The 25,275-nt window shown below is 63.4% G+C and carries 22 protein-coding genes; 10 read left to right on the top strand and 12 right to left on the bottom strand.

Translation table 11 applies throughout. The annotated features are described in order from the left end of the window. Nucleotides 1-53 precede the first annotated feature (53 nt). Nucleotides 54-1,052, top strand: coding sequence for an alpha/beta fold hydrolase (locus ACN9M2_RS01345; RefSeq protein ID WP_426286402.1), 999 nt, complete (start codon nucleotides 54-56; stop codon nucleotides 1,050-1,052). A 7-nt stretch (nucleotides 1,053-1,059) separates the two neighbouring features. Here ACN9M2_RS01345 and ACN9M2_RS01340 read toward each other — a convergent pair whose 3' ends face one another. The 4 genes from ACN9M2_RS01340 to ttcA all read right to left on the bottom strand — a co-directional run bounded on the left by ACN9M2_RS01340 (nucleotide 1,060) and on the right by ttcA (nucleotide 4,981). Further along, nucleotides 1,060-1,827: a M48 family metallopeptidase gene (locus ACN9M2_RS01340; protein ID WP_371023690.1), complete on the bottom strand. Its 768-nt coding sequence runs from the start codon at nucleotides 1,825-1,827 to the stop codon at nucleotides 1,060-1,062. Nucleotides 1,828-1,899: 72 nt separating this feature from the next. After that, nucleotides 1,900-2,808 carry a recombination-associated protein RdgC gene (locus ACN9M2_RS01335; RefSeq protein WP_426286401.1) on the bottom strand — a complete coding sequence of 303 codons (909 nt, stop codon included), beginning with the start codon at nucleotides 2,806-2,808 and terminating at the stop codon, nucleotides 1,900-1,902. 77 nt (nucleotides 2,809-2,885) lie between these two features. After that, on the bottom strand, nucleotides 2,886-4,073 hold the full coding sequence (locus ACN9M2_RS01330) for an amino acid aminotransferase (RefSeq protein ID WP_426286400.1): 1,188 nt from the start codon (nucleotides 4,071-4,073) through the stop codon (nucleotides 2,886-2,888). A 35-nt stretch (nucleotides 4,074-4,108) separates the two neighbouring features. Beyond that, complete coding sequence (gene ttcA / locus ACN9M2_RS01325; RefSeq protein ID WP_426286399.1) at nucleotides 4,109-4,981, bottom strand: tRNA 2-thiocytidine(32) synthetase TtcA; 873 nt, start codon at nucleotides 4,979-4,981, stop codon at nucleotides 4,109-4,111. A 106-nt stretch (nucleotides 4,982-5,087) separates the two neighbouring features. Between ttcA and ACN9M2_RS01320 the strand changes: the two genes are divergently transcribed. Together ACN9M2_RS01320 and ACN9M2_RS01315 are read left to right on the top strand one after the other, a co-directional pair. Then, entirely contained in the window at nucleotides 5,088-5,294 is a 207-nt protein-coding gene (locus tag ACN9M2_RS01320) for a YdcH family protein (RefSeq protein WP_426286398.1), read from the top strand. A 7-nt stretch (nucleotides 5,295-5,301) separates the two neighbouring features. After that, the gene (locus tag ACN9M2_RS01315) at nucleotides 5,302-5,898 is read left to right on the top strand and encodes a GNAT family N-acetyltransferase (protein WP_426286397.1); all 597 of its coding nucleotides are present in this window, start codon (nucleotides 5,302-5,304) and stop codon (nucleotides 5,896-5,898) included. A gap of 15 nt (nucleotides 5,899-5,913) precedes the next feature. Here ACN9M2_RS01315 and ACN9M2_RS01310 read toward each other — a convergent pair whose 3' ends face one another. The 4 genes from ACN9M2_RS01310 to ACN9M2_RS01295 are packed head-to-tail and all read right to left on the bottom strand — an operon-like array spanning nucleotide 5,914 to nucleotide 9,761. Continuing rightward, nucleotides 5,914-6,933 carry a biotin/lipoyl-binding protein gene (locus ACN9M2_RS01310; RefSeq protein WP_426286396.1) on the bottom strand — a complete coding sequence of 340 codons (1,020 nt, stop codon included), beginning with the start codon at nucleotides 6,931-6,933 and terminating at the stop codon, nucleotides 5,914-5,916. A gap of 11 nt (nucleotides 6,934-6,944) precedes the next feature. Then, nucleotides 6,945-7,142, bottom strand: a complete 198-nt coding sequence (locus ACN9M2_RS01305; protein ID WP_306848151.1) for a DUF1656 domain-containing protein — start codon at nucleotides 7,140-7,142, stop codon at nucleotides 6,945-6,947. Further along, nucleotides 7,132-9,225 (bottom strand): FUSC family protein, encoded by a 2,094-nt coding sequence (locus tag ACN9M2_RS01300; RefSeq protein ID WP_426286395.1) that lies wholly within the window; start codon nucleotides 9,223-9,225, stop codon nucleotides 7,132-7,134. Before ACN9M2_RS01300 ends, ACN9M2_RS01305 begins: the two co-directional genes overlap by 11 nt. 44 nt (nucleotides 9,226-9,269) lie before the next feature. After that, on the bottom strand, nucleotides 9,270-9,761 hold the full coding sequence (locus ACN9M2_RS01295) for a MarR family winged helix-turn-helix transcriptional regulator (RefSeq protein WP_426286394.1): 492 nt from the start codon (nucleotides 9,759-9,761) through the stop codon (nucleotides 9,270-9,272). Between the two features lie 280 nt (nucleotides 9,762-10,041). Between ACN9M2_RS01295 and ACN9M2_RS01290 the strand changes: the two genes are divergently transcribed. Beyond that, nucleotides 10,042-11,442, top strand: a complete 1,401-nt coding sequence (locus ACN9M2_RS01290) for a serine hydrolase domain-containing protein (protein ID WP_426286393.1) — start codon at nucleotides 10,042-10,044, stop codon at nucleotides 11,440-11,442. Nucleotides 11,443-11,810: 368 nt separating this feature from the next. Here ACN9M2_RS01290 and ACN9M2_RS01285 read toward each other — a convergent pair whose 3' ends face one another. Both ACN9M2_RS01285 and ACN9M2_RS01280 read right to left on the bottom strand, forming a co-directional pair. Beyond that, complete coding sequence (locus ACN9M2_RS01285; RefSeq protein WP_426286392.1) at nucleotides 11,811-12,485, bottom strand: hypothetical protein; 675 nt, start codon at nucleotides 12,483-12,485, stop codon at nucleotides 11,811-11,813. Between the two features lie 8 nt (nucleotides 12,486-12,493). Further along, nucleotides 12,494-17,092: an RHS repeat-associated core domain-containing protein gene (locus tag ACN9M2_RS01280; protein WP_426286391.1), complete on the bottom strand. Its 4,599-nt coding sequence runs from the start codon at nucleotides 17,090-17,092 to the stop codon at nucleotides 12,494-12,496. 317 nt (nucleotides 17,093-17,409) lie between these two features. On the opposite strand from ACN9M2_RS01280, the gene ACN9M2_RS01275 reads away from it, so the two are divergent. After that, nucleotides 17,410-18,438, top strand: coding sequence for an alpha/beta fold hydrolase (locus ACN9M2_RS01275; protein ID WP_426286390.1), 1,029 nt, complete (start codon nucleotides 17,410-17,412; stop codon nucleotides 18,436-18,438). A gap of 26 nt (nucleotides 18,439-18,464) precedes the next feature. On the opposite strand, the gene ACN9M2_RS01270 is transcribed toward ACN9M2_RS01275, so the two are convergent. Continuing rightward, nucleotides 18,465-18,869 carry a DUF4156 domain-containing protein gene (locus tag ACN9M2_RS01270; protein ID WP_426286389.1) on the bottom strand — a complete coding sequence of 135 codons (405 nt, stop codon included), beginning with the start codon at nucleotides 18,867-18,869 and terminating at the stop codon, nucleotides 18,465-18,467. 81 nt (nucleotides 18,870-18,950) lie between these two features. Then, nucleotides 18,951-21,860, bottom strand: coding sequence for a M16 family metallopeptidase (locus ACN9M2_RS01265; RefSeq protein ID WP_426286388.1), 2,910 nt, complete (start codon nucleotides 21,858-21,860; stop codon nucleotides 18,951-18,953). A gap of 201 nt (nucleotides 21,861-22,061) precedes the next feature. Between ACN9M2_RS01265 and ACN9M2_RS01260 the strand changes: the two genes are divergently transcribed. Genes ACN9M2_RS01260 through ubiB form a run of 5 tightly spaced genes read left to right on the top strand, consistent with a single transcriptional unit; the run spans nucleotide 22,062 to nucleotide 25,273 of the window. Beyond that, the gene (locus ACN9M2_RS01260; RefSeq protein ID WP_426286387.1) at nucleotides 22,062-22,211 is read left to right on the top strand and encodes a hypothetical protein; all 150 of its coding nucleotides are present in this window, start codon (nucleotides 22,062-22,064) and stop codon (nucleotides 22,209-22,211) included. Between the two features lie 36 nt (nucleotides 22,212-22,247). Continuing rightward, entirely contained in the window at nucleotides 22,248-22,442 is a 195-nt protein-coding gene (locus ACN9M2_RS01255; RefSeq protein ID WP_426286386.1) for a hypothetical protein, read from the top strand. Between the two features lie 7 nt (nucleotides 22,443-22,449). Beyond that, complete coding sequence (locus tag ACN9M2_RS01250; RefSeq protein ID WP_426286385.1) at nucleotides 22,450-22,917, top strand: tRNA (cytidine(34)-2'-O)-methyltransferase; 468 nt, start codon at nucleotides 22,450-22,452, stop codon at nucleotides 22,915-22,917. Nucleotides 22,918-22,958: 41 nt separating this feature from the next. After that, nucleotides 22,959-23,627, top strand: coding sequence for a ubiquinone biosynthesis accessory factor UbiJ (locus tag ACN9M2_RS01245; protein WP_426286384.1), 669 nt, complete (start codon nucleotides 22,959-22,961; stop codon nucleotides 23,625-23,627). Then, nucleotides 23,624-25,273, top strand: a complete 1,650-nt coding sequence (gene ubiB / locus ACN9M2_RS01240) for a ubiquinone biosynthesis regulatory protein kinase UbiB (RefSeq protein ID WP_426286383.1) — start codon at nucleotides 23,624-23,626, stop codon at nucleotides 25,271-25,273. The genes ACN9M2_RS01245 and ubiB overlap by 4 nt, the downstream gene beginning before the upstream one ends. Nucleotides 25,274-25,275: the final 2 nt, after the last annotated feature.

The following is a 25,275-nucleotide window of genomic DNA, read 5'->3' as shown; positions in this document are numbered from 1 at the left end:
TCCGCGACGCCCCGCATCTTGCGGGGCGTCCTCCGTTCCAGGCTCCCTATTCCATGGCCAAGACCCCGATCTCCGCATCCCCCGATAGCCGTCCCCTTTGGCAACGCCTGCTGCTGCGCCGGCTCAAGTTCCTCGTCGTGGTGGCGCTGGTACTCGGCATCGGCGCGGGGCTCGTCTACCTGTTCGCCCCTTCGCTGCTGCTCAAGGCCGATGCGGCACGCCTGGCGATGGCATCGCACGTCGAGAAGAAAACCATCGTCGCCGGCGATACCACCTGGTCCTACTACGAAGGCGGTGACGGCCCCACGATCGTTCTCCTGCATGGTTTCGCCGCGAACAAGGAAACCTGGCTGGAGATGGCCAAGGGCCTGACCGACCATTTCCACGTCGTCATTCCCGACCTGCCGGGCTGGGGAGAATCCTCGCGCAACGACGGCGGCGACTACGGCATTCCGGCGCAGGCGGCGCGCCTGGAGGCTTTCGCGGCGGCCGTCGGCGCACAGCGTTTCCTCCTGGTCGGACAGTCGATGGGTGGCGCGATCGCCGGAATCTATGCGGAACAGCATCCGGAGCGTGTCGCCAGCCTCGTTCTGATGAGTTCGCTGGGACTGAGCTTCAAGGACAACGATTTCACCCGTGAAGTGAAGGCGGGAGTGAATCCGTTCCTCTACAGCGACCGCGCCGGGTTGGAAGCGCTGCTGGCGCGAATCTTCCTCACGCCGCCGCACATTCCCGGCCGCCTGGAAGACGCGCTGGTCGCGCGCAACCAGAAGGACCACGCGTTCATCGAGCGCACCTTCAACCAGCTGAAGCAACCGGCGCAGGCGTTCGCGCTCGATCCCGTGATCGGCAAGCTGCCGATGCCCGTCCTGGGACTATGGTGCCGCGAGGACAAGCTCATCGACGTATCGGCGCTGGATACGCTGCGCGGCGGGCTCAAGAGCTCGCCGTCCATCGGCGCCACCATACTGAACGGCTGCAACCACATGCCGATGCTCGAGAAGCCCGAAGAAACCGCGCGCATCATCACGGGCTTCGCGCTCGCTCACTGACCGAAAGCTAATCGGCCACGTCAGCGATGAGCCTGTCCAACTGCATCTTCAGCCCACTGCCGTTCGCGCGCAGCCAGGCACGCTGTTCCCCGTAGTCGGGGAACACGCTCTCCACCCAATGCCAGAACTTCGGCGAGTGATTGCGCACCTTGAGGTGGCAAAGCTCATGCACGAGCACGTAGCGCAACGCGGCGGGGGGCGCCAGCGCCAGGGCGAGGTCCAGATTGATCCTGTCCCGCGTGTCCAGGCTGCCCCACAGGCTCTTCAGCGGACGGATGCGCAATGCCGTGGGTGCCGCGTTGATCTGCGGGATGTAGGCAGGCAGCCAACGCGAGACATCGCGGCGGATCTGCGCTTCGAAGTAGGTGGCCAGAAGGCCGCGGGCGACGAGCAACGCCCGCGTGTGCGGCCGGGGAAGCGCCAGGGTCAACAGGCCCGGCTCGTGCTCCACCCGGGGGTAGGACCCCTCCGACCAATCGAGGGTGATCTCCTCGCCACGGAAGGGAAACGTGGTGGGTACGCCCACGCGTAGCGGCGGCAAGGGCTGGGCATCGAGGTTGAATTCGCCGAGCTTCTGCTCCAGCCAATCGGCGTGATGACGGAGGAAGGCCGTCATCTGCGCCGTATGCGTGCCGTTGGGATAGGTGAGACGTGCGCCCTTGGGCGTGACCGTCAGGCGCAAGCGGCGGGCACGCGGGTGCGCCGCCTTGAGCACACGGATGGTGCCACCCGTGGGGGTTGCCAGTTCCAGCCAGTCGCCTTCGTCCGATGCCATGTCGCGAGTCTCGTGTCGATCCCGACGAACATCCCACCAAGCCATATCATTACCTGCGACGCCGACGCCCGATCAGTCCGGGCGCGGCAACTTGAACCATTCTTCCAGCTTGCCCAGCAGGCGCTCGTATTCGAGCGCCATGAGGGAAAAATTCGCATCCATTTCCGCCGCGGCCGATTCAGGGCTGTCCGCCTGCTCGTCCAGAACGACGTCGGTGAACTTGATTTTACGCAGGATCAGGTCCTCGCCTAGTACGAAGGATATGCGGTCGTCGAAGACCAGACCCAACTGGAAGACCTGCTTTCCTGTCCGCAAGTGCTCACGAATCTCATCCGTGTCGAGATCCTGCCGGCGGCACCGTGCGATGGCGCCCGAGGCGGTCGCTGGGTCGCGCAGCTCGCACTCGTCGCCCAGGGCGAGGCCACCTGGCAGTTCACCCGTGGCTACCCAGTGGGTCATCAGAATCCGGGGCGACTCCTCGGGCGCCAGCGGCACGGCGGGGAAGCTGCCCAGGGCCTCGCGGATCTGGCTCAAGGTGTTCTCCGCCGACTTCCGGCTGGATGTATCCAGGACCAGCCAGCCATTTTTCTTGTCCGCATAGGCTTTCATGCGCGAACTGCGCACGAACGCACGCGGAAGCAGTTCGTTCATGACGTCGTCCTTGATCTTCTTGCGCTCGCGGCCGCCGACCTTGCGCCCTTCCTCCTCCGCGATCTTCTGCACGCGGTTGGCCAGTTCGTCGTTCACGACCGACGACGGCAGGAGTTTATCTTCGCTGCCGACCGTGACCATCGTGTTGCGGCCGACGCTATGGGTCAGGCCTTCTTCATTGCGGCCCAGGGGCGAGACGAAGCCGCGGGTGGCCATTTCCAAGGGGCCGACCGGACGCAGCCGGTGTTCGGGAAGCGCTTCGTCGAGGCGCTCCAGGTCGGCCGCGACGGATTCGGAAAAGCGGAACAGGGTCAGGTTGCGAAAAAACATGTATCGATGAATCTCATGCGAAGGGATGGCCACGGCGGGCGCTGTGCGCCCACCGGCGAAAAGGCTTTGTCATGGGGTCAGACGACGCGGGCGATAGCTTCGGCCACGCGGTCGATATTGCCCTGGTTGAGCGCGGCGACACAGATGCGGCCCGTGCTCACGGCGTAGATCCCGAATTCCACACGCAGGCGCTCCACCTGCGCCGCCGACAGCCCCGAATACGAGAACATGCCACGCTGGCGCTCGATGAACCCGAAGTCGCCGACCTTGGCCAGGCGTTCGGTCAGGCCGCTGCGCATGGTGCGGATGCGCTCACGCATGTGGCCAAGCTCGGCTTCCCACGTCGCTCGGAGATCGTCGTGATTGAGCACGGCGGACACCACCGCGGCACCGTGCGTCGGCGGATTGGAGTAATTGGTACGGATCACCCGCTTCAACTGAGACTGCACACGCACCGCCTCGTCGTGCGAAGCGGTGACGATCGACAGCGCTCCGACACGTTCGCCGTACAGGGAGAACGACTTGGAGAACGAACTGGCGACAAAGAACGCGATATCCGTCTCGGCGAACAGACGCACCGCCTCGGCATCCGCCGCGATGCCGTCACCGAAACCCTGGTAGGCGATGTCGAGGAAGGGCACGAGGCCCCGCTCCTTTACCGTCGCGATCACACGCTTCCAGTCGTCGGAGCCGAGATCGACGCCGGTGGGATTGTGGCAACAGGCGTGCAGCACGACGATGGCACCGGTGGGCAACGTCGCCAGGCCGTCGAGCATGGCTTCGACGTCCACGCCATGCGTCGCGGCGTCGTAATAGGGATACTCCACGACCTGGAAGCCCGCGCCTTCGAACAACGCGCGATGGTTTTCCCAGCTAGGGTTGCTGATCGCCACCGGGACGGACGGGTTCAGCCGCTTCAGGAAGTCGGCCCCGACCTTCAACGCACCCGTGCCACCGAGCGCCTGTGCGGTGACCACGCGCCGGTCGACCAGCAAGGGCGAGGTGTCGCCGAACAACAGTTTCTGCACGGCGCTGTCGTACAACGCGATGCCGTCGATCGGCAGGTAGCCGCGCGGCAACTGGGCTTCCAGCCGTGCCTTCTCGGCCTCGCGCACGGCGCGCAGGAGCGGCACGTGGCCGTGTTCGTCGTAGTACACGCCCACGCCAAGATTGACCTTGTCGGTACGGGTATCGGCACCGAAGGCCTCGTTGAGGCCGAGGATCGGATCGCGCGGCGCGAGTTCGACGGAAGAGAACAGGGTCATGATCGGCAGGCCTTGAAGCGTGTGAAGGGAGATGATCAGTCGTTGTCGTCGGCGGCGTCGCCACCCGCGAGCCAGGCGCGCGTGTCGGCGCGCGGAGCGTCGGCACGTGAGCCGAGGGCGGCGAAGTCGAACAGGTTTCGGTCGGTCAATTGCGACGGGGCGATGTTGCCCATCGCGCGGAAGATGGTTTCGCTGCGGCCGGGATGGGCTTTCTCCCAGTCGGCCAGCATGCGCTTGACCACCTTGCGCTGCATGTTTTCCTGCGAACCACACAGGTTGCAGGGAATGATCGGGAATGCCCGCGCCTCGGCATAGGCCGCGATGTCGTCTTCGCGGCAATACGCGAGCGGACGGATCACCACGTGGCGCCCGTCGTCCGACAGCAGCTTCGGCGGCATCGCCTTCAGGCTGCCCTGGTAGAACATGTTCAGGAAGAACGTGCCGAGGATGTCGTCGCGGTGATGGCCGAGTGCGATCCGCGTGATGCCGTTGTCGGCCGCCCACTGATACAGCGCGCCACGGCGCATGCGCGAGCAGAGGCTGCACATCGTCTTGCCCTGGGGGATGACCCGGGTCACGACGCTGTAGGTGTCCTGTTCGATGATGTGGAAGGGAACGCCCCGCGCCTTGAGGTATTCCGGCAGCACGTGTTCGGGGAAATCAGGCTGCTTCTGGTCGAGGTTGACCGCGATCAGCTCGAAGCGGACCGGCGCCTTCGCCTGCAAGGACAACAACATGTCCAGCAAGGTGTAGGAATCCTTGCCGCCGGAAAGGCACACCATCACCTTGTCGCCGTCCTCGATCATGCCGTAGTCGGCGATCGCCTGGCCGACCTGGCGACGCAGGCGCTTGGCCAGCTTGCCTGTCTCGTAGGTCTGCTTGCGCGTGGCTTCAGGGGAGGCGGACATGGTGTGGCGATGGCTTCGTGCGGGGGCGGGTCCCCTATTGTAGCCGCTGCGGGCCCGCCCGCCCGGGGTTACAATCGGTGCTTCCCTCGCCGTCCGGCCCAATGCCATGCAGGTTCAGGACCCAGCAGAACTCAACCAGCGCCTCGCCGAACTCAAGGTGGAGCACCGCGACCTCGACACCGCCATCGAGTACCTGGCGGCGGCGATCACCCGCGACGAGCTTCAACTCACCCGCCTGAAAAAGCGCAAGCTGCTGCTGAAAGACACCATCGCCCGCATCGAAAGCCGGCTGATTCCCGACCTCGACGCCTGAGCCATCCATGATCCCCACCCGCCTGGAAAACGCCTACGTCACCCTGGAACCGCTGGCTCTCGCCCACATCGGCCCGCTCGAGCGCGCCGCCGCCGACGGCAACCTCTGGGACCTCTGGTTCACCTCCGTACCCGCCCCGGGCCGCATGACCGACTACGTGGAGTCGGCACTGCGCGGCCAGGACGAGGGGCGGATGTCGCCATGGGTCGTTCGGGAGAACGGCAGCGGAGAGATCGTCGGCTCCACGCGCTATTACGACATCGTTCCCGATCCTTTCCGTGTGGCCATCGGCTACACCTGGTATGCGCGGCGCTGGCAGCGCAGCCATGTCAACACGGCGTGCAAGCACCTGCTGCTGGCGAACGCCTTCCAGAACGAGGGCGTGGTCGCGGTGGAGTTCCACACCGACGCCTACAACCAGGATTCCCAGCGGGCGATCGAGAAGCTGGGCGCCCGGCGTGAGGGCATCCTCCGGGCCCACAAGCGGCGCCCCGACGGTTCCCTGCGCGACACGGTCTGCTACAGCATCCTCGCCACCGAGTGGCCCGACGTGGACAAATGGCTGGACCTGCGCCTGAAGCGCCTCGCTCCCGCGGATTCCTGAGACCCGCGGCACACCTCAGCGAGACGCCACCGCCTCGCCACCGGACGGGCGCACCACGAGCGTGGCCGTCATGCCGGCCGCCAGCACCGTGCCGGGTGGCAGGTGTGCGGTATCGATCTTCACCCGCACCGGCACGCGCTGGGCCAGGCGAACCCAGTTGAACGTGGGATTCACGTCCGCCAGCAGATCGCTGCCGGTCGGGTTGTCGGCATCGGTGATGCCCCGCGCGACACTCTCCACCGACCCCTTCAGGTCGACCCCACCGCTCATGAGGCGGATGTCGACGGGATCGCCGACACGCAGGCCGGGCAGTTTCGTTTCCTCGAAGTACCCGTAGATCCAGTACGAATTGCTATCGATCAGGGCGAGCCGTGCCGTACCGGCGCTGGCGTAGTCGCCGACGCGGACATCGAGGTTGGTGACGTAGCCATCCACCGGCGCGCGCACTTCGGTCCGGTCGAGGTTAAGTTGCGCGGAGGCGAGTTCCACCTGCGCCTGGGCCACGGCGGCCAGCGCCTGCTGCTGCGCGGCGCTGGCCTGCTTCGTGCTCGCCTGTGCCTGCTGCCAACCGGCGCGCGCGGCGTTGGCGGCGGCCATGGCATTGGCCTTGTCCTCGGCGGAGATGACGTTGTTGATCAGTTTCTGCCGGCGTTCCGACTGCGCTTCGTACATTTCATAGTTCGACCGGCTCTGCTGCGCACCGGCCGTGGCGGCGTTGATGTTCGCGCCCGCGGCGCGCGCGGCGGCGTCGGCGGCGTCGAGATTGGCCTGCGCCTGCGCGACCGCGTTCTGGTATCGCGCCTTGTCGACGACGAAGAGCAGGTCGCCTTTCTTCACCGTCTGGTTGTCGATGACCCGCACGTCGGTCACGAGACCCGCCACATCGGGCGCGATCCTCACGATCTCCGCGCGTACGCGCCCGTCACGCGTCCATGGCGAGTACATGTAGTGCTTCCACAGCGCGTGGCCGACGAAGGCTGCGACGATGACGACGACGGCGGTAATCGCGAAACGGACGAGGCTGGCGAATTTCATGATGGCATCACTCAGTACAGGAACAGCGCCAGGGCGCCGAAGACACAGACGAAGACAGCAAGACGGAACAACGGCGGATGCCAGACCAGGCGGTAAAGGCCGAAGCGGCCGGCCAGCCCGTCGAGCATCCACAACAGGAGCAACGCCAGGACGAAGAAGACGAGCAACCCCGGCACGAGGGCGTCGCCGAGTGCGATCTCACGAGGCATGGGCGATTTCCTTGTCGAGAGGCGCATCGGGCATGTACGCGGCGAGCACGGACTCGCCGTCGAGCAATGCCATGCGCACGAGATGAAGGTGTTCGAGCAGGTGTGCGACGCCATCGTGCTCCCCGACGCTGGCGATCGCCGTGGCGACGGCGTCACGCGCCAGCAGGTAACCCGGCGCATCGGGTTTCTCGTAGAAGCGAGACAACGTGCCCAATGCTTCTTCGAGGTAGGGCCGCAACGTGGCAGGCAGTTCACGACGGGCCATGTCATGGCGCAGTTCGATCAGTGCGCGGCCGGTTTCATGCACCGCCAGGGCCCAGGCAATCAGCGCGCGCGAGTCGGCGCTGCCGGGCTCGGTCTGCGCGACCACCTGGCTCACCAGGTCATGGTTGACGCTTTCGAAACGGTGGCGAAGGCCCGGCAATGGCGCCTCCGCGGCGAGCGCCACCTGTCCACGAAGCCGGGCCAGCTGGCGACGGCGCAACCACGCGCTGCCGATCGCCGGGGGAATCACCACGAACGACACGGCCGCCGCGCCAAGCCCGATGACCTGGGCGATCGCATCGTTGATGAAATGCGCGGGATCGTAGGTCTGCACGTTCTTCAAGGCGAGGATGTAAGCGAAGCCCATGGCCCAGCCAAGTCCATACGATGCGAACCGCTGGGTCATCATCATGACCAGGCCCACGGCCAGGAAAGGCGCGACGCCGACCACGAGCAAACCGTATCCATCCAACTGCGTCAGCACGAAGAACTCACAGGCGAAACCCGCGACCATGCCCGAGAAATAACCGAGCATCACCTGCCAGGTGACCCTGGTGGGGTTCGGTGTCGTAGCGAAGAGTCCGGCGAAGATCGTCGCGAGCAGCATCGCGCTGGAACCCATGGGCCATGCGCTCTCGACCCAGAATGCGCCCAACACCAGCATGGTCAGCGTCGTTCGAACGGTGGCGACACCCGCACCGAGGAAATCGTTGCCACGGTCGAAGCGGACACGCTCGGCCGACCCGGCGATGACGCGCGGCGTCTGCAAGGTCGCTGCCGCGTCCACATAGTCGTGCAGTTCATCGACGAATCGAAGCAGCAGCGCGGCACCGGTATCGAAGTCGCGCAGATCCTGTGTGTCGTCGAGGGTGGCGCGCAATGCATTGATGTTGCCACGCATCGTATCGCGCGCGACTGCCAGTCTTGGCAATAGCACGCGCGCCGCCGCCCCCGCCTCGATGGGTGCGTCCAGCGCATCGCCCAGGGGAGCGTAGAGACGGATCAGCAGGTTCGCCGCCGTATCGCGGCGTGCCCGCTTCAGGCGGTTGACGAGGTGATGCAACGACTGGAAGCTGGTCGATGCGGCCATGAAACGCTGGTTGAAAAGACGCAGATGGTTGCTGCGCGCGCGTGCTTCGGCATCCTCGAAGATGACGGAGCTACGCAGATCCTCCAACGAGACCGCCGTGCGCACGAAGCGCAGGTGCGCTTTCTCCATGGACTCGCGTGGAATGGCGCCACCGGTGCTGTCGCGGACGAAGGCGACGAAATTCGCGAACTGGTCGCGCGCCGTACGACGTAGCACATCGCGCATGCGGCTCGGAAAGACGACATCGCTGACGACGCCGCTGACCAGCAGGCCGAGTAACACCTCGCTGATGCGTGCCGTGGCCGAGTCGAATACACCTGGCGGGTTCTCGATGACCGGGATGGCGACGATGGCGGCGGTGTATCCACCAAGGACGAAGGCGTACGACTTGAAGTTGCGGTACAACGTGGCACCGCCGGCACAGATGCCGATCCACAGGGAAAGGGCCAGGAGGAAAAGGTCGCGCTGCTGCGGAAAGGCGGCCACGATGCCGACCGCCGCCGTGGCACCAGCCAGCGTACCCAGCGCGCGATAGAAACTTTTCGCCAGCACCATGCCGGCTTGCCGGTTGGCGACGATGATCGTCGTCAGCATCGCCGTGGACGGCGCGGGCAGGTCCAGGCGCATGGCGATCCAGCCGGTCAGGAAGAACGCGATCAGGGTCTTGACCACGAACAGCCATACCGAGGCTTCTTCGCGCAGTGTCTCGACGACGAGCTGTCGCGTCATGGGAGCGCTGGTTGAAAGGTTGGCGGCGGACATGACGCGCTCGTCTATTCCCCGAACCCGGCCAGCATCTTCTTGAGCAGGGCTTCGAGCTGCCCTTGTTCGTCCGCGGTGAGATTACGCGTCTGCCGGTGAAGCAGCGTGACGATATCGGGGAGGAAGCTTTCGATGAGGGCGAGGCCCTCGGTAGTGAGCGTCAGCGTCACCTTGCGGCGATCCTCGTCGCTTCCCGAGCGGGCGATGTAGCCCTTTTCACAAAGCTGGGTGGTGAGGCGCGTGACGTTCGCGGATTTCTCGCCCGCCGCATCCGCCAGCTGCGACGGATGCAGGCTGTTCTCCGGCGAGCCGTACAGCATCATCAGGATGTTGTATTCGGGGTGGTTGAGTCCGTAAGGACGCATCACCGCGTTCGCCTCGTCGGTGATGTCCTTGAAGAGATGCTTGACCAGGCGCATGAGCGCAGCCGGCCCACGCGGAAACTCCGGATATTTTGCCCGGGTGATATCGAGGCGAGCTTCGGTGGGGGCGAAACGGTGCATAGGAGGTACCCGCGATGGTTACCTCATAAGTATATAGTTCATTTATGTATATTCAATAGCGGTAATTGTTTTCCCTCGAAAGATCCGGCCGCGCGGCGATCCTGCGAAGCGTCGGCCCGCGCACGTCGGCCGCTCGTTTCAACGGGGCGTGCATCAACTTCGGGAAATCGGTCCAAGCCTGAGAGGCCTGCCTTTCGGCACAGGTGTGTTGGTCGAGCAACACACCATCATATGGAACGAGTTCCCCGCGCTCACCCACAGCCTCATTCGGAACAACGATATGCGCATTGGAACCACCGCCGCCGGCTACATCCTTGCGCTCGCATCATCAATCCCCTGGACCGCATCGGCGCAGCTCGCTCCAGGTACCTTGCGATCTATCGACGCTATCGTCGACAAGGCACTTGAGGACAAATCCGTACCAAGCGTGTCCCTGGCGATCGTGGCCAACGGCAACCTTGCCTACGCCAAGGCCTATGGCATCGCACGTCTCGACCGAGCGGTGCCCGCGACGACCGACATGCGATACAAAATCGGATCGAATACCAAGCAGTTTGTTGCCGCTGCCATGCTTCTGCTTGTGCAGGACGGAAAGGTATCGCTGGACGACAAGGTATCGCGCTTCCTGCCGGACCTCACGCGAGCGAATGATGTCAGCGTAAGGCAGTTGCTTTCGCACACAGCCGGATATGTCGACTACTACCCACTCGACTATTTGCCGCCATATATGGCAAAGCCGACGACCGTCGACGCCATCCTGGCCGACTGGGGAAAGCGCCCGCTCAGCTTCGCGCCCGGCACACAGTGGTCATACAGCAACACCGGCTATGCCATTGCTGGCCGCATTATCGAGATTGCCAGCGGGACGTCCTTAGACCAGTTTGTCCGCAGCCGGATCACCGACAAGCTTGATATGAAATCGGTCGTCGATACGAGCACCACGCCATGGGATTCGCGCGATCCACAGGGATACGAGGTTGCCGCCCTTGGTCCGCCTCGTCCAGCGCATGCCGAGGGGAAAAACTGGACATGGGCGGCCGGGAATCTGGCTATGACGGCCAGCGATCTGGCTCGGTGGGACATGGGACTGATGCGTGACGCAATTCTTAGCCGCGCTTCCCGAAACGAGCTTTCAAAGGAGACATTGCTGTCCGACGGCACGGGCACTCACTATGGCTTGGGCATGTTCGTGTTGACCACCGACGAAGGTCGCTTGCGCTGGGACCACGGTGGCGAGACATCGGGCTTCCGCTCCCAGAACACCGTTTTCCCGAATGACGGCATCGCGATCGTCGTCCTGACCAATGGGACTGCTGGTACGAGTGACAGGGTGACAGGCGAGATCGAAGCGCTCCTCTTTACCCCGGCCGTCGATCCCGATGCGCCGGCTGCGCTATCGAGCGTGCGAACGTTATTCGCGCAGCTGCAAGCGGGACATCCAGACCGAAGCATGATGACAGGTGCTTTGAACGCGTATTTTAACGAGCAGGTGGTGTCTGATTTCTCGTCATCACTCATGCCATTAGGTACAGCTGTTACGGTGACGCAAACGCGTACCGATCGGCGAGGCGGCCTCATCTATCGCTTCTTCAAAATCAAGGGTGCAGAAAAGACCGTGGGTGTCGCGACGTATTTCACGCCAGACGGAAAGCTCGATCAGTTCATCGTCTATCCGCGCTGATTCGATAACCCGGGACGACACCACCTCTGTCGCCCGAAGAGCTTCGCTACCGCGCACGCATCGTCCTCGATCATGTGGTCGCGGGACTCAAGGGCGACGCTATACACGGCATCCCTCGCGAACAATTGATGGCGCTGTTTACCTCAATGCCGAGCCCGTAAAGAAACGTACCAATCAGGTAGCCTGGCCATAACACCGAGATCGCCCCCTTTACCCTCGGTAATTCCCGGCAATCGCCTTCGTTCGTCACCAATATTAAGGTTTGTTTTCATCAAGTTACGATTCTGGTCAAGTTAAAGTTACCCGACAGCAGCAAGCAGGGAGGGCGCAGGCTTTCACGCCCTCCCACGGGATGGAAAGAGAACTGATCAATCGGCGCCTTCGAGATGAAGCCGCTGAGCATATGTGAGTTCCTCGCTGGATCTCTTTGTCGGGAAAATTTCCTTTCGTGAATCACCACCTCTGAAAAGCATGCCGTGAATTCCACGCACCATGGTCTTGGGAATACGCCGGCCAAAGACTCGATAAAGCAACTTGTGCCCCCGCAACCAACCATGGCGCTTTACGAAATCCCCCTCAAACTCCATGTCCGCGCCATCGGGGAATATCAGCGCGAACTCCGGACGCGTTACCGCAAAAATCGGATAGTCTGATTCCGGGCGATCATCGGAAATCTGTACATGAAGGTATTTCCCCGTTCTGCTCGAAGCAGTGGCCATTGCGGATTTCCTCAGCCACCGGTATGCGACTGTATCGACTCTATCGAGTTCCGTGGAGCGCTTAGACCGAAAGTAGTCACGCTTTGCAATTTGTTCGTAGATCAACGTCCCATGAATACCGTCAACGAAGTGCTTATCCACGGGCCTTTGCCACAACGACCCAGCAACCTTGTCGGCTAAAGTGTCGCCCACGCGATCAAAGAGGTCGCCGATAAACTCAATATCTTTTCCATCCGGGAAAATGATGTCGAATTGATCATCTTCGGCTGTGCAAATTGCATAGGTTGCATTAATTGCTCCGTCGATTACCTGAATGTTCTTCATAGCATTGATCACTTCAGCGGAAATACATTCTCGTGACTTCCATCCGGACGCTGAACATCCCAATGCGGTCCACCATGGCCAATTCCTCTAGAGCCGGCGTCCGGCCCAGTGGGACACCATACGCTTCCATCCTTACTTTCCCATCCATGACTTCTCCCACCTGCCCCAGGATTCGGGTTTGGTACCCACCTTTCGCCTTTTTTTGGATCTCTGTATCCCAACGCCTCGGGAGGCTTGCCCGGCGCTTTCGCGCCGTTCGGGTCATGCGCATCCTTGGGTGGTTTAATGAAGGCGCCATTGCCCGTCGCCCAGTCCGCAAGCCACCCTGCCCCATAGCCGATCCCACCACCCAGCAATGTGCCAGCTTGCAACTCCGCTGGAGTAACTACCAGATTTGCGCCACCGGTAGCGAAGTCGGCGGCCACCGAAACACCACCCGCTACGACGAAACCGGTGGCCGCACCCCACGCCGCATACTGCTCGGCGTACTTGAGGCCTAGGGAATCGACGTTTCGGTATGGCCTGCTCCCCGCATACGCATAGGTCGACATACCGCCCGCCAATCCAAGTGGGTCACTCTGGATATAGCGTCCGCTTGCCGGATCGTAATCGCGGAATCCATTGTGGAACAGCCCCGTGACAGCATCGTAGCGCTGCCCCGGGAAACGCAGGTCAAAGATGTACTTCTTTCCGTCCCGATCTGGGTCTTCGTTCGGTTTGGTGTCGCCAAATGCTTCGCCAATGATCGACCAGTTCCAGACGACCTTATCCAGGGCGCGATCGACAATGGCACGGGGGGTGCCAAGGTGATCGGATTGAATGTCGTAGATCGCATCGCCGTCTAACGCAGCCAGCGGGTAATCGTCGAGCCAGACCATCTGGCGGATGGGTTGACCAGCGGCGTCGTAATCACCGATCCAATGACCCGCCTCGTCATAGAGCGAGATAGCGACTTGATTGGCGATATACCTAGCCGTCTGCTGGCCGAAGACGTTGTAGGCGTAGTTCATTTCCACTACGCCATTTACCTTGGCTTGCGCCATGCGACCGCGGACATCATAAACGAACTCATTCGCCCCAATGCGGGTCGTTCTGCCCACTTCGTCATACTCGCGGGCTGTAGTGTTGACCGATAGCAATCTATGGCTATCAACCGCATATGTGTACTTTCGTGGCGCGAATAGCTTTTCTCTTCGGACCCGGTTTCCCGTTGGATCGTATGCGTAGTCGTATTCTGTAGCGTGCTCTAGGCGATCTATCAAGTCGTGCCAGGCGCCCAGCGCAAGAGACCCCACCCTCACGTCGTTAACGTTATCTGCAACCCACTGAAGTTCAAACGAGAGGCCGCCGGCCTTAGCGTCCCTGACGGTCTTCGTATAACCTTCTTCATCGTAGGTTCTGTCCAACGACCTGGAGCCAGCCGTCCAGCCGCGTATAGCTCCGAACGAGGTCCATTGGACGTTTGAGGCAACGACAGCCGATGATCTCCCGACATGCGAGGTCGCCACTTCTGAAATGTGACCGGCAGTGTCGCGTGCATATCGCGTAATCCTGCCATCCGGCAAGGTGACCGCTGCGAGTCGTCCCGCAGACGTATACGTGTAGCCGATTTCCAAGCGTACGCCACGCGTTGTCTGGATCTTGCGCACGACGCGACCGGCAAAGTCATAACAGAGCACCGTCGAACCACTGGTTTCGGCGACCGAACTAAGCCGGCCAGTGGCAAAGCCGGCCTCCGCCGGACACTCCGACGACGCGACATCGTAGACATATTCATCGCTACTTCCATCGATGTATTCGGCGCGGATCAATCGGCCGAGTGTGTCGAAGGTTCGCCTGACCTCCCGGCCATCCGCCGCCACAGTTCTCGTGGGCCGCCCGGCCTCATCGACAGTAGTAATCGTATCGCCCGTATCAGGGCTGTGTTGCCACAGCACGTCTCCAAGGCCATTACGCAAAAATGCCGTCGCCAAGGCCTTGGGATCGAAAACAGTCTTCGGCTGATCCAGGCCGTCGTAAAGCATGGAAATATGCGCATTGACCGTATCCCGGTCGTAAATTGTCTCCACGACGCGGCCGCGCGCATCCCTATGCCATTCCTGGATATTCAGGAAACCGGACCGCAGTCCGACCTGCCGTCCATTGGCATCGTAATCGTGATCCTCGTACATGCCCCGCGACAACAGCTGACCGCGGCCGTTAAACGTGCGCTCGATAAGCCGCTCTTCCACACCCTTCCCATTACGATGAACCTCTTTTCTCGGCAACCCCTGACCGTCGAGCACAAATTCGTGCCGATTGCCCGCTGCGTCGACCTCCGCCACGAGCCGATGTGCGGCATCGTATTCATGCCGCACAACGACACCGTCGGGGTCTTTAGACATCTCGAAATTGCCATTGGCATCGTAACTGACCAAGCTGATGATGTCGGACGCTGAGGGTAGGCCGTCGCGATTCCCGCGAACTGCAACCTCGATGGGGCGTCCGCGCTCATCGTAGCGTCGATCGGTGCGGACCCCATTAGCATCGGTTTGCGCAAGAATCCGACCAGCGCCGTCGTAAATAAGTACCGTATTCGTGTGGCCGAGGGCGTTAGTGGTTGCATGAAGGTCTCCCTTGCGCCATGCGCACGTGCTACCCGTGACACACTCCGTGGCATCGGTTTCGAAGTAACTAAAGCGAGTGGTATCGGCAGTACCTCGCAAAGGACCGTCAGTCGTCAGAACGCGGCCAGCGGGATCGTATGTGTACGTCGTTATGCGCTCGTCCGGCCAGGGCACCGAAGCCGGATCGCCGGCATCGGAAACACCGCCCTCGCGCCGCTGAGTCAAATTACCATGCACGTCATATTGAAACGATATCCAATGCGTGGCGTCCTCGATGCGAGAAGGAAGATTGAAGACGGGATGCCATGTCGTCTTGACCGTATGGGAGACTGGTGTGCCCGCCGCTTCTGTACGTTCAATTTCGAGGTGGCGTATGGAATCGTACTGGTACGTCGTCGGCACTCCGAGGTAGTCGGTATAAGTACTGACCCGCCCCGAGTCCAAGTAATCGAAGCGCTGACTGACTTCGCCGGATAGATAGTTCTCTCGGCGATCGGACAGACGAGGTCTACCCAGTACCGGCGCGACCAGGAAATGTTCGGCACGCCGATCTCTGCCACTTACTGCGACTTGACCCTTGCCGCTCAAACTAACCTTGGTGTACTCGAGCCCGTCTCCGTGATTGGACTCAATGGCGCGATTTCGACTGTCATAGTGAAATGTGGCGTAGCGCTTGCCGTCGCTTGTGATGATCCCGGTCAGCTTGTGATTCGGCGTGCCACCCATGCCGGGCTCGTCATAGATGTAGCGTAGGGAGCGACCATCGGCGTAAGTGACTGCAACCATATCGGCGTCAAGACCTGCACCGAGCGACTCGTCGTATGCATACTTGATCTGGTGCCCGTCGGGCGTGGTCACCTTATTGATCCGACCCACACGATCATAACCAAAGTACAGGCTCCGTCCCTGGCGATCCTCGACGCGGACCAATACCTTGACCTTGAAGCCAATATCCACTTCGATCTCGTCGTAGACAAGAGTGATCGTGTTGCCATTGGGGTCGGTACGCACGCGCAACCGGCCCTGGTCGTCGAACTGCTCGACCGTCTGATCGGCCCAGGTGTAGGTCCAACCCGCGTCACCTTCCTTGCGCAGGACGCCGCGCTCCTCGGCGTCGGCCACGAAGGTGTCACCCTTCGGCACAAAACGCACCTCTCGTCCATCTTCACGAACGAGATGCAATGCCTGCACATAGGCCTTGGTAGCCGGGTCGTAGTAGCGCCGGGAGACGAACGCGCGATCGTATGTGCCACGCCAGCGCGAGCCCAGGCGCGCCGACGCCGGATACCGCGCTTCCGTAGCGGGTAAGGAGTCATCCAGCGAGAAGGCTCCGCTGCTGTATACGCGCTGGAAATCCAGACCCGACCCGCTCGGGCTAGCCACATCAGTGGTCACCTCGATCTTGGTCATCGTCGTCGGGTTGATCGGGTTGCCCACCGTGGGGGCATTACCCATGGGGCAGGTATTGCTGTCGCCCTCGTCGGGTACGCCAAGCGCTTTTTCGGTAGAAGCCAATGGATCAAAACGGCAACGTACTGGCCGTTCGCCCGAGACCCTACCGCGATCTTCTTGTGTCTTATCGCTGTCATCGGCCAGTATCGCGCCGGAGGTGCATGAGCGTACCAGGAGGATGTCGAGATCAGGGTGCCTGGTCTCCGTGGGATAGCCCGGCCGAGTGACATCAATAGCAACGTCGAGAATGGTGTAGGCGCTCTCGGGCTTCACACCGGCGACTTCACGTCGGCTGATGTCGTTCAGTTCGCACGTGTAGGTGGTGGACAACGACTGACAGTACGCCTCCGCTGCCACATTGGCATAGGTATCCACCATCTCGTCGTCGACATGGACAAGCCCTGTCTTCTCCGGGTCAACGAACTTCGCTGGTACCAGCGCACCATCGACGAAAGACGGAAAGTCCTCCGGGTGTATTTGCGCCGACGCACCGCTACTTGCCACTGAAAATGCAAATCCGATCGCAATTGCTACACGCGTATGGCGCATTCTTAACGTATGTCGTGCTCCCAATGTCCTTGCCATCGGTTCCTGCCCTCCCAGTTGAAAGGAAGGCAGGCTAGAGGCGAAGAAGGTAGTGCGATATCAGAATAGTCTGAAAAAGCTAGGCCAGCTCAGAATCCATGTAATGAGAATCACGCAAAAACTTCAAAGGCTGCAGCTGTGCCGATTTCACATTGCATCGCTTCACAAGACTGTGACCGCTCTGAGTGTCTACGAAAAGCTGGTCGGTCCAGGATGACTTCCCGCACTGACCAGACCAACGATCAGGGCATAGCGTGAGGCGTCATCTACAGGGGAATCGTATGCGCAAAGCCCTCGTCATGACGATCATTTGTATTCTGTCGCTGGCCGTCCTGCTCCTTGCCGCAGGTGCGACCTACAACCGGCTCGCGCTGAGCAGGCAACGGGCCGCCGCGCACGCTCCTGGCGAGATCTACAAAGTCGGCGGCTACGACGCGCACGTCCACTGTCTCGGGACCGGGTCTCCCACCATCGTCTTGAGCACCGGCCTGGGCGACGATTTCACTACGTGGCTGAAGGTCCAGCCCGCGCTGGCGAAAGTCACGCGGGTCTGTTCATTCGACCGCAGCGGCTTTGGCCTGAGCCAGATGACGCCGGGGCCGCATGACGCGGACACGCTCGCCGCGCAACTGCACGATATGGTCGATGCTGCCGGTATCGACAAACCGTTCGTGCTCATCGGCCATTCGATATCGGGCCTGTACCTGCGCAGCTACGCAAGGCAGTACACGAGCGACCTGGCCGCCCTGGTTTTCATCGACGGCGCCACGCCCCTCCAGGATGACCGCGTACCGAAGTCCCTGGTCGCCATCCAGGACGACCAACGAGCCCGGATGCCCTGGCAGAAGTTTCTGATGACAGTCGGCTGGTATCGCCTGCACGGGGATTGCTCCAGCGTGCCCGCCGGCTTCGAGGCCTACGGCCTGATCATCCAGGCGAGCAACTGCGATCCGGCACAGTTCGACGCGCTGGAAGCCGAACTCGACGCCGTGCGACAGTCCGGCGAAGAGACGCGTCATGCGGGTCCCTTCCCCGGCCTGCCCGTCTTGGTCCTTTCGAGGGACCCGGCATCCATGCCGCCGAACTGGCCGGCGGACGTCGCGAAGGCAAACTCGCTGGTGTGGGACCGGATGCAGGAGGAGAGCAAACAGCTGTCACCACTTTCCCGTCGGGTCATCGCGAAAGGCAGCGACCATTACATCCACGTGGACCGGCCGGAGCTGGTCGTGCGGGAAGTCACGTCGCTCGTCGAAGCACTCCGCCAGGGGAAGGTGGCGTATTCGCAGAACGAGCCGACCGTCGAGGAATAAGGAGCGGCGCGTGTGGCGCCGCCGGATCAGTTCTTCAGCGGAACGGTTTCGAAACCACCCTGCGGGGCCGTGTTCTGCGGCGGCGGGGGCGTGTTGCCACGCGCAGGCTCCACGGCGCGGCTGCCGCAGCTATAGGCGCCCCACGGCTGGGACCCTTCGCTGGGTTCGGCAAGCGGCTTGATCGTGTCGGCACCCATCTTCGCCGCCTCGTTACGGGCCAGCACTTCGAGTTCGTCGCGAACCTTGAGATCGCTGCGGTCGACCGGCCCGACCCGGTTCATGACCGACACCGTGACCTTGCCCTGCTCCTTGCAGCTGCCGACATCGCCGTTCCAGGCGGTGCGCACGTTACGCGCGCCGTCGTCGAGCTTGATGCCCCAGGTACAGGCCGAGAGGGCGAGTGGAACGAGAAGGACGAAGGCTTTGCGCATGGGGGAACTCCGGGGAAACGACGAGGCATATGCTAACGGATGCCGACGAGGGCGCGATTCGTTCACGCCCTCGCCCGCGCTTTACTTACTTTCTGGCGATGCGGCCGGGGTACCGTGGGCCTTGCCCGTCGAAGCGCCGGCGTGGCTGGCCTTGACCGGATTGCCATCGGCATCGACCACGTGCACCTCGCCAAGGTTCAACGCACGCACGGGTGCCTCGATCTTGCGCAGGTCGCCGACGATGACCCAGGTCAGCGCATCGGGCCGTATCACGGCCGCGAGCGCGTCCTCCGCCGCCTTGCGGTCGACGCCTTCGATACGCGATTTGAGTGTCTGCACGTAGTCGTCAGGCCGATCGTAGACGACGATGCCGGTCATCGCGCCGAGCACCGCGCCGGTGGTTTCGAAGCTACCCGGGAGGGCGCGGACACGCTGGGCGCGGATCTTCGCGATCTCGTCGTCGGTCAGCGGCTTCGGCCCGATCACCGCCTTCGCTTCCTTGAGGATTTCCCCGGCCGATTCCGCGGTCTTGTCGGTCTGGACCGGTGCGTAGAACAGCATCGGGCGCTGGCCCTGGGCATCGGAAAGCATGCTGCCAGCGCCATAGGCCCAGCGCTTCTCCTCGCGCAGGTTCATGTTGAGCCGCGACGTGAAGGTGCCGCCGAACGCGCCGTTGGCGATGCCGAGGTCGATGGCGTTCTTCGCCTTCGTGGAGGGGGCGAGCAAGCCGGCGAGGATGAGCGACTGCGGCGCATCGGTGCGATTGATCAGGAACACGCGTGGCTTCGCCTGCGCCGCGACCTGGCCGATGTTTTTCTTCGGCACCGCGGATGCGGGCGGTGTCCAGTCACCGAAGACGGCATCGAGCTGGGGCAGGATCTGCGCCAGCGTCGTGTCGCCCGCGACCAGGATGCGGACGTTGTCCGGACGCAGGTAGTCGCGCTGGAAGGCGGCGAGGTCGTCCGCCGTCAACGAAGCGATGGCCTTCTCGGTGCCACTGCCGGTGAAGGGAATGCCATAGGCATGACCCTTGCCGTAGAGCAGCGGCGGAAGCGTGCGCAGCGCCAGTCCGGTCGGTTCGGTTTTTTCCTGGGCAATGCCTGCCAACCACTGGCCACGGACACGCTCGATATCGTCCGACTTGAACGCCGGGTGGCGAACGATGTCGGCGAACAGGTCGAGCGACGGCTTCAATTCGGAGTTGAGCGCGTTGAGGCCCACCCCACAGGTATCCAGCGAGCAGCTGGAACTGACGAAGGCACCGAGACGCTCCTTGCGACGGGCGACCTCGACCGAGTCCAGCGTCTTGGTGCTTTCCTCGATCAGCGAGGACGTGAAGCTGGCCGTGCCGAGCTTGCGGCCCTGGTCGGCCGCGTAGCCGGCATCGAACAGCAGCTGCACCTGCGTGACCGGCACCGTGTGGCGCTCGGCCAGCACCACTTCGATGCCGTTCTTGAGCTTGCCGCGCTGCAGCTGCGGAAAGACCAGGTCGGGGAAGCTCGTGACCGGCGGCACGCCCTTGGAGCGATCCACCGCGGATTTCGCCACGGCATACGGCTTGGCGGGCGGTGTGACCGCGGCGGGGCGCCCCTGTGCGGGACCGAGCGCCGTGACCGCCTTGTCTTCCGCGGCAGGATCGAAACCGGGCGCGGCGGGAAGGACGGTGAGCGTGTAATCGCCCTTGGTCAGCCATGTCTTCGTGGCGGAAAGCACGGAGGCCACGGTGGCCGCCTGTGCCCGCGCGAGGTCCTTCTGGTAGGCCTCCGGATCGTCTCGGTACACCTGGCCCTCGGCCAGGATCACCGCCTTGCCGCTCGAGCCGCCGACCTTTTCCAGGCCGCGGACGAAGCTCGCCCGGTTGGCGACCTTGGCGCGGACGAGTTCGTCGTCGGTGGGACCGTGCGCGAGGAATTCCTTCCACACGTCGGCTACCGCGGCCTCGACCTTCGCCGGATCGACGCCGTTCTTCACGTCGACGGTCAGCTGCACCTGGCTGGCGAGCGCGAACGGCGCGATGCCCAGGCTGACGTCATCGGCGAGCTTGTCCTGGTAGACGAGGCGCTGGTAGAGACGAGAGGTCTTGCCGCCGCCAAGCGCGGTCGTCGCGAGATCGAGCTGGATGGCATCGTCGCTGCCCAGCTGCGGAACGATCCACGTGCGTACGATGCGCGTCTGCGCGACCTGGTCGTGCTGGATGCCGCGCGTGGACGTCGTCAGCGGGGTGATCCAAGGCTGCTGGCGCGGCACCGGCGGCCCCGCCGGGATATCGCCGAAGTATTCCTCGGCCTTCGCCTTCGCCTGGGCGACGGTGATGTCGCCGGCGAGCACGAGCGTGGTGTTCGCCGCGCCGTAGTAATCGTGGAACCACTTCTTCACGTCGGCCAGCGACGCGGCGTCGAGATCCGCCATCGAGCCGATCGTGTCGTGATGATAGGGATGGTTCGCCGGATAGGTGTTGACCAGGACGTTCTCGTCCACGCGGCCGTAGGGACGGTTTTCGTCCTGCCGCTTCTCGTTCTGCACGACGCCACGCTGGGTATCCAGTTCCTTCTGCCCGATCGCACCGAGCAGGTGGCCCATGCGGTCCGATTCCATCCACAGCGCCATATCGAGCGCCGTGGTGGGCACGGTCTCGAAGTAGTTCGTGCGATCGAACCACGTGGTGCCGTTCATGTCGGTGGCACCCGCCCGCTCGAAAGGCTGGAAGTAGGTGCCCTTGCGGTTTTCCGATCCGGAGAACATCAGGTGCTCGAACAGGTGGGCGAACCCGGTCTTGCCCGCGGGTTCGTCCGCGGAGCCCACGTGGTACCAGATGCTGACCGCGACGACGGGGGCCTTGTGGTCCTCGTGGACGACCACGGTGAGGCCGTTGGGCAGCTGGAAACGCGTGTAGGGGATGTCGGGAATCGCGTCGGACGACGCGGGGACCGCATTGGCGGCACCGACCAGGGAAATCAGCCCCGCGGCAAGCAGGGCGAAGGGACGCTTCATGTACGGCTCCTCAGGGGCCTTCGTGGCCTCGATCCCGGTGAGGCTAGCCCGCGCCGTCCGTCCGGCGCAATCGGCACTCGGACAGGGTGCGGACGGTGTCCGCTTACGGGTGGTCAGTGTCCGCGGACAGGAAAGGATCGCCGACCCACCTGACAAACCTCATGCGAATCAGCTGATTGCGCGCTCTTAAAGACTGGCACGGTGTTTGCGTTACTAGTCCTGCCAAGCCGGGTGGCTTTCGACCCGACGCCAGATGAGGAGAACGCCATGAAGTACGAAATGCTGATGCTCCGCAGCCTGCTCGTCACCTCGATGCTGATCTGCGGCCTCACCCTCGCGCAAATGTTCTGACCCTTTCGAATAACCATGAATCAAGGCATATACACCATGAAACACGAACTCCTGATGCTGCGCAGCCTGCTGGTCGCCTCGCTGCTCGTCTGTGGCCTGATCCTCGGCAACATGCTGACCTACTCCGGCAACCCCATCCAGCTCGCCAGCGTCGGCACGGCCGTCAGCGCTACGGCGACCACTTGCGCGCTGCCGCCCGATGGCATCGTCTGCCCACGCGCGGCCTCATAATGGGGGCATGCCCCATGTCATCCTGTTCCGACCCGAGATACCGCCCAATACGGGCAACGTGATTCGCCTGTGCGCCAATACCGGCGCGGCTCTGCACCTGGTGCGACCGCTTGGCTTCGAGCTGGACGACACCCGATTGCGCCGCGCCGGGCTGGATTATCACGAGTTCGCCCGAGTGGCCGTACACGACGACCTCGAGGCCTGTCTCGCCGCCATCGGCCATCCCCGCGTCTTCGCTTTCTCGACGCGTGGCCGCCACCTGCATACCGATGTGGCCTTCGCCCAGGACGATGCCCTCCTTTTCGGGTGCGAGACGGCGGGCCTGCCTGACGAAGTGATCGATGGCATCCCCGAAACCCAACGCATACGCCTGCCGATGCGTCCGGGGAACCGCAGCCTCAACCTTTCCAACGCGGTCGCCGTGGCGGTATTCGAAGCCTGGCGCCAGGCCGGTTTCGAAGGCGCGACACCGTAGGCCTGACGAACGGCGGGTACGGGCAAGCTACAATCCGGCGCATGACCTCCGATCGCCCTGCGGCCGACGCCGGCCCCAACCGCTTCCTGCCCCGCCCGCTGCGCGTCCTCGCCGGACGGGCCATGGAGTCCGCGCTCAACCGCGCCGTGGACCTCGACCCGGACACCCGGGCGCGCCTCGACGTTCTGGATGGCCGCAGTGTCCAGGTGTACCTCAGTGGACCGGAACTGGCCCTGCGTATCTCCGTCGAGAAGGGCAGCCTCCGGGTCGGCCCGCCGGAAGACGGCGGCAGTCTCCGGGTCACCGCGTCGCCAGGCAGCTTGCTGGCCATGGCCTTGCGCCGCGACGACGACAGCGTGGCACCCGGCAAGGTGGACATCGCCGGTGACGCCGAACTGGCCCGCCGGCTCGAACGCCTGGCACGGCAATACGCGCCCGACGTCGAGGAGGCATTCGCGAAAACCTTCGGCGACGTGATCGGTGTGCCGTTGGCGAAGGCCATGCGCGAGGCGCTCGGCCATGCCCGCGAGTCGGCCGCACATCTCACGGAGGACGCCGCGGACTGGTTGCGCGATGAAGGCCGCGTGGCGGTGGCGCCCGCCGAGATGGACGTATTCCTCGATGGGGTGGATGCCATCCGCGAACGTGCCGAGCGCGCGGAAGCGCGCCTTGCGCGCCTGGAGCGCACCTTGAAGGGGCGCGGCGCATGACGTCGCTGCGGCTCGTTCCCCGCCTGCTGCGCGTCGCCGCGGTCCTTCTGAAATACCAGCTCGACGAACTCGTCGACGGGGCTCATCTCTTCCGCCCCCTGAAGCTCGTCCGGCCGCTTTTCCCGAAACCGTCCGCCGACGTGCGCGGCCTGCCCCGCGGCGCGCGCCTGCGGCTTGCGCTCACCGAGCTAGGCCCGATCTTCGTGAAGGCCGGCCAGGTACTTTCGACGCGCCGCGATCTCGTGCCGGCCGATGTCGCCGACGAACTCGCGCTGTTGCAGGACCAGGTGCCACCCTTCCCCGGCGCCGAAGCGCGAGCCATCGTGGAGCGCGAACTCAAGGCGCCGGTCACCGTGCTGTACGCCTCGTTCGACGAGGTCGCGCTCGCTTCCGCCTCGATCGCCCAGGTGCATGCCGCCACCTTGCACGACGGCCGCGAGGTCGTGGTGAAGGTGTTGCGTCCCGGGATCGACAAGCGCATCGCCCGCGACGTCGACCTTCTGCACGCACTCGGTGGGCTCGCCCAGCGCTGGCATCCGAACGCGGACAAGATCCGTCCGCTTGAAGTCGTCGCCGAAGTGGAGAAGATGCTCTCGAACGAGCTCGACCTCCAGCGTGAAGGCGCGAGCGCCAGCCTGCTGCGGCGCAACTTCGCCAGCGGCGTCGATCTCTACGTGCCCGAGGTGCATTGGGACTTCAGCACGGAACGCGTACTCACCCTCGAGCGCGTGCACGGCGTGAGCGCGGACGACGTCGCCGCGATCGACAAGGCCGGTCTCGATCGCAAGCGCCTCGCCGCCAAGGGCGTCCGCCTGTTCTACGAGCAGGTCTTCCGCGACAACTTCTTCCACGCCGATGCGCACCCCGGCAACATCTGGGTCGATACATCGCGCGTGGACGAGCCACGCTTCATCGCGCTCGACTTCGGCATCATGGGCTCCTTGCCGGAAGCGGACCAGTATTGGCTCGCCGAGAACTTCATCGCGCTGTTCGAGCGGGATTACGCGCGCATCGCGCAGTTGCACGTGGCGGCGGGATGGATGCCGGCCACCGTCCGCATCGATGAACTCGAAGCCGCCGTGCGCACGGTGTGCGAACCGTACTTCACCCGGCCGCTTGCCCAGATCTCCATCGCGGAACTGGTCGTGAAGCTGTTCCAGACCGCGCGGCGTTTCGAACTCACGCTGCAGCCGCAACTGATCCTGTTGCAGAAGACCCTGCTCAACATCGAGGGCGTGGGGCGCATGCTCGATCCGGAGATCGACATCTGGGCCGTGGCGCATCCGGTCTTGCGGCGCATCCTGCGCGAGCGTTACAGCGTGCGCGCCACGCTGCGCGACGTGCGACGGCGCCTGCCGGAATGGATCCACAGCGCGCCGCGCATGCCGGAACTGGTGCGGGATGCCTTGCGCCAGGTGGCCAGCGGCCAGCGCCAAGAGGTGGCCGATCCCCTGGCCCTGGCCGTGGTTCGCGACGACGCGCGACGGATGCGCCGGCTCGTCGCCTGTAGCCTGCTCGGCGCCGCGCTGCTGGTTTCCGCGGCCCTGGTCGGAACGCTCGCGCCACGCGGCATGTGGCCGGCCGTGGTCGCCGGGCTGGCGGGGCTGGCCTCCTTCGCTGCCGGCTGGCCACGTCGCACCCCCTGACC

This window comes from Luteibacter sp. E-22 (genome assembly GCF_049913125.1).
Classification (GTDB): domain Bacteria; phylum Pseudomonadota; class Gammaproteobacteria; order Xanthomonadales; family Rhodanobacteraceae; genus Luteibacter.
This window is presented reverse-complemented; position numbering and strand designations above follow the sequence as displayed.

Bases quoted from the DNA above. Each gene is read 5' to 3' on its own strand.
- ACN9M2_RS01265 (WP_426286388.1), bottom strand. From the start codon at position 21,860: ATGAAGCGTCCCTTCGCCCTGCTTGCCGCGGGGCTGATTTCCCTGGTC.
- ACN9M2_RS01305 (WP_306848151.1), bottom strand. From the start codon at position 7,142: ATGCCTCGTGAGATCGCACTCGGCGACGCCCTCGTGCCGGGGTTGCTC.
- ACN9M2_RS01245 (WP_426286384.1), top strand. From the start codon at position 22,959: ATGACCTCCGATCGCCCTGCGGCCGACGCCGGCCCCAACCGCTTCCTG.
- ACN9M2_RS01250 (WP_426286385.1), top strand. From the start codon at position 22,450: ATGCCCCATGTCATCCTGTTCCGACCCGAGATACCGCCCAATACGGGC.
- ACN9M2_RS01300 (WP_426286395.1), bottom strand. From the start codon at position 9,225: ATGACGCGACAGCTCGTCGTCGAGACACTGCGCGAAGAAGCCTCGGTA.
- ttcA (WP_426286399.1), bottom strand. From the start codon at position 4,981: ATGTCCGCCTCCCCTGAAGCCACGCGCAAGCAGACCTACGAGACAGGC.
- ACN9M2_RS01280 (WP_426286391.1), bottom strand. From the start codon at position 17,092: ATGCGCCATACGCGTGTAGCAATTGCGATCGGATTTGCATTTTCAGTG.
- ACN9M2_RS01335 (WP_426286401.1), bottom strand. From the start codon at position 2,808: ATGTTTTTTCGCAACCTGACCCTGTTCCGCTTTTCCGAATCCGTCGCG.
- ACN9M2_RS01310 (WP_426286396.1), bottom strand. From the start codon at position 6,933: ATGAAATTCGCCAGCCTCGTCCGTTTCGCGATTACCGCCGTCGTCGTC.
- ACN9M2_RS01255 (WP_426286386.1), top strand. From the start codon at position 22,248: ATGAAACACGAACTCCTGATGCTGCGCAGCCTGCTGGTCGCCTCGCTG.
- ACN9M2_RS01315 (WP_426286397.1), top strand. From the start codon at position 5,302: ATGATCCCCACCCGCCTGGAAAACGCCTACGTCACCCTGGAACCGCTG.
- ACN9M2_RS01340 (WP_371023690.1), bottom strand. From the start codon at position 1,827: ATGGCATCGGACGAAGGCGACTGGCTGGAACTGGCAACCCCCACGGGT.
- ubiB (WP_426286383.1), top strand. From the start codon at position 23,624: ATGACGTCGCTGCGGCTCGTTCCCCGCCTGCTGCGCGTCGCCGCGGTC.
- ACN9M2_RS01285 (WP_426286392.1), bottom strand. From the start codon at position 12,485: ATGAAGAACATTCAGGTAATCGACGGAGCAATTAATGCAACCTATGCA.
- ACN9M2_RS01320 (WP_426286398.1), top strand. From the start codon at position 5,088: ATGCAGGTTCAGGACCCAGCAGAACTCAACCAGCGCCTCGCCGAACTC.
- ACN9M2_RS01275 (WP_426286390.1), top strand. From the start codon at position 17,410: ATGCGCAAAGCCCTCGTCATGACGATCATTTGTATTCTGTCGCTGGCC.
- ACN9M2_RS01290 (WP_426286393.1), top strand. From the start codon at position 10,042: ATGCGCATTGGAACCACCGCCGCCGGCTACATCCTTGCGCTCGCATCA.
- ACN9M2_RS01270 (WP_426286389.1), bottom strand. From the start codon at position 18,869: ATGCGCAAAGCCTTCGTCCTTCTCGTTCCACTCGCCCTCTCGGCCTGT.
- ACN9M2_RS01345 (WP_426286402.1), top strand. From the start codon at position 54: ATGGCCAAGACCCCGATCTCCGCATCCCCCGATAGCCGTCCCCTTTGG.
- ACN9M2_RS01295 (WP_426286394.1), bottom strand. From the start codon at position 9,761: ATGCACCGTTTCGCCCCCACCGAAGCTCGCCTCGATATCACCCGGGCA.
- ACN9M2_RS01330 (WP_426286400.1), bottom strand. From the start codon at position 4,073: ATGACCCTGTTCTCTTCCGTCGAACTCGCGCCGCGCGATCCGATCCTC.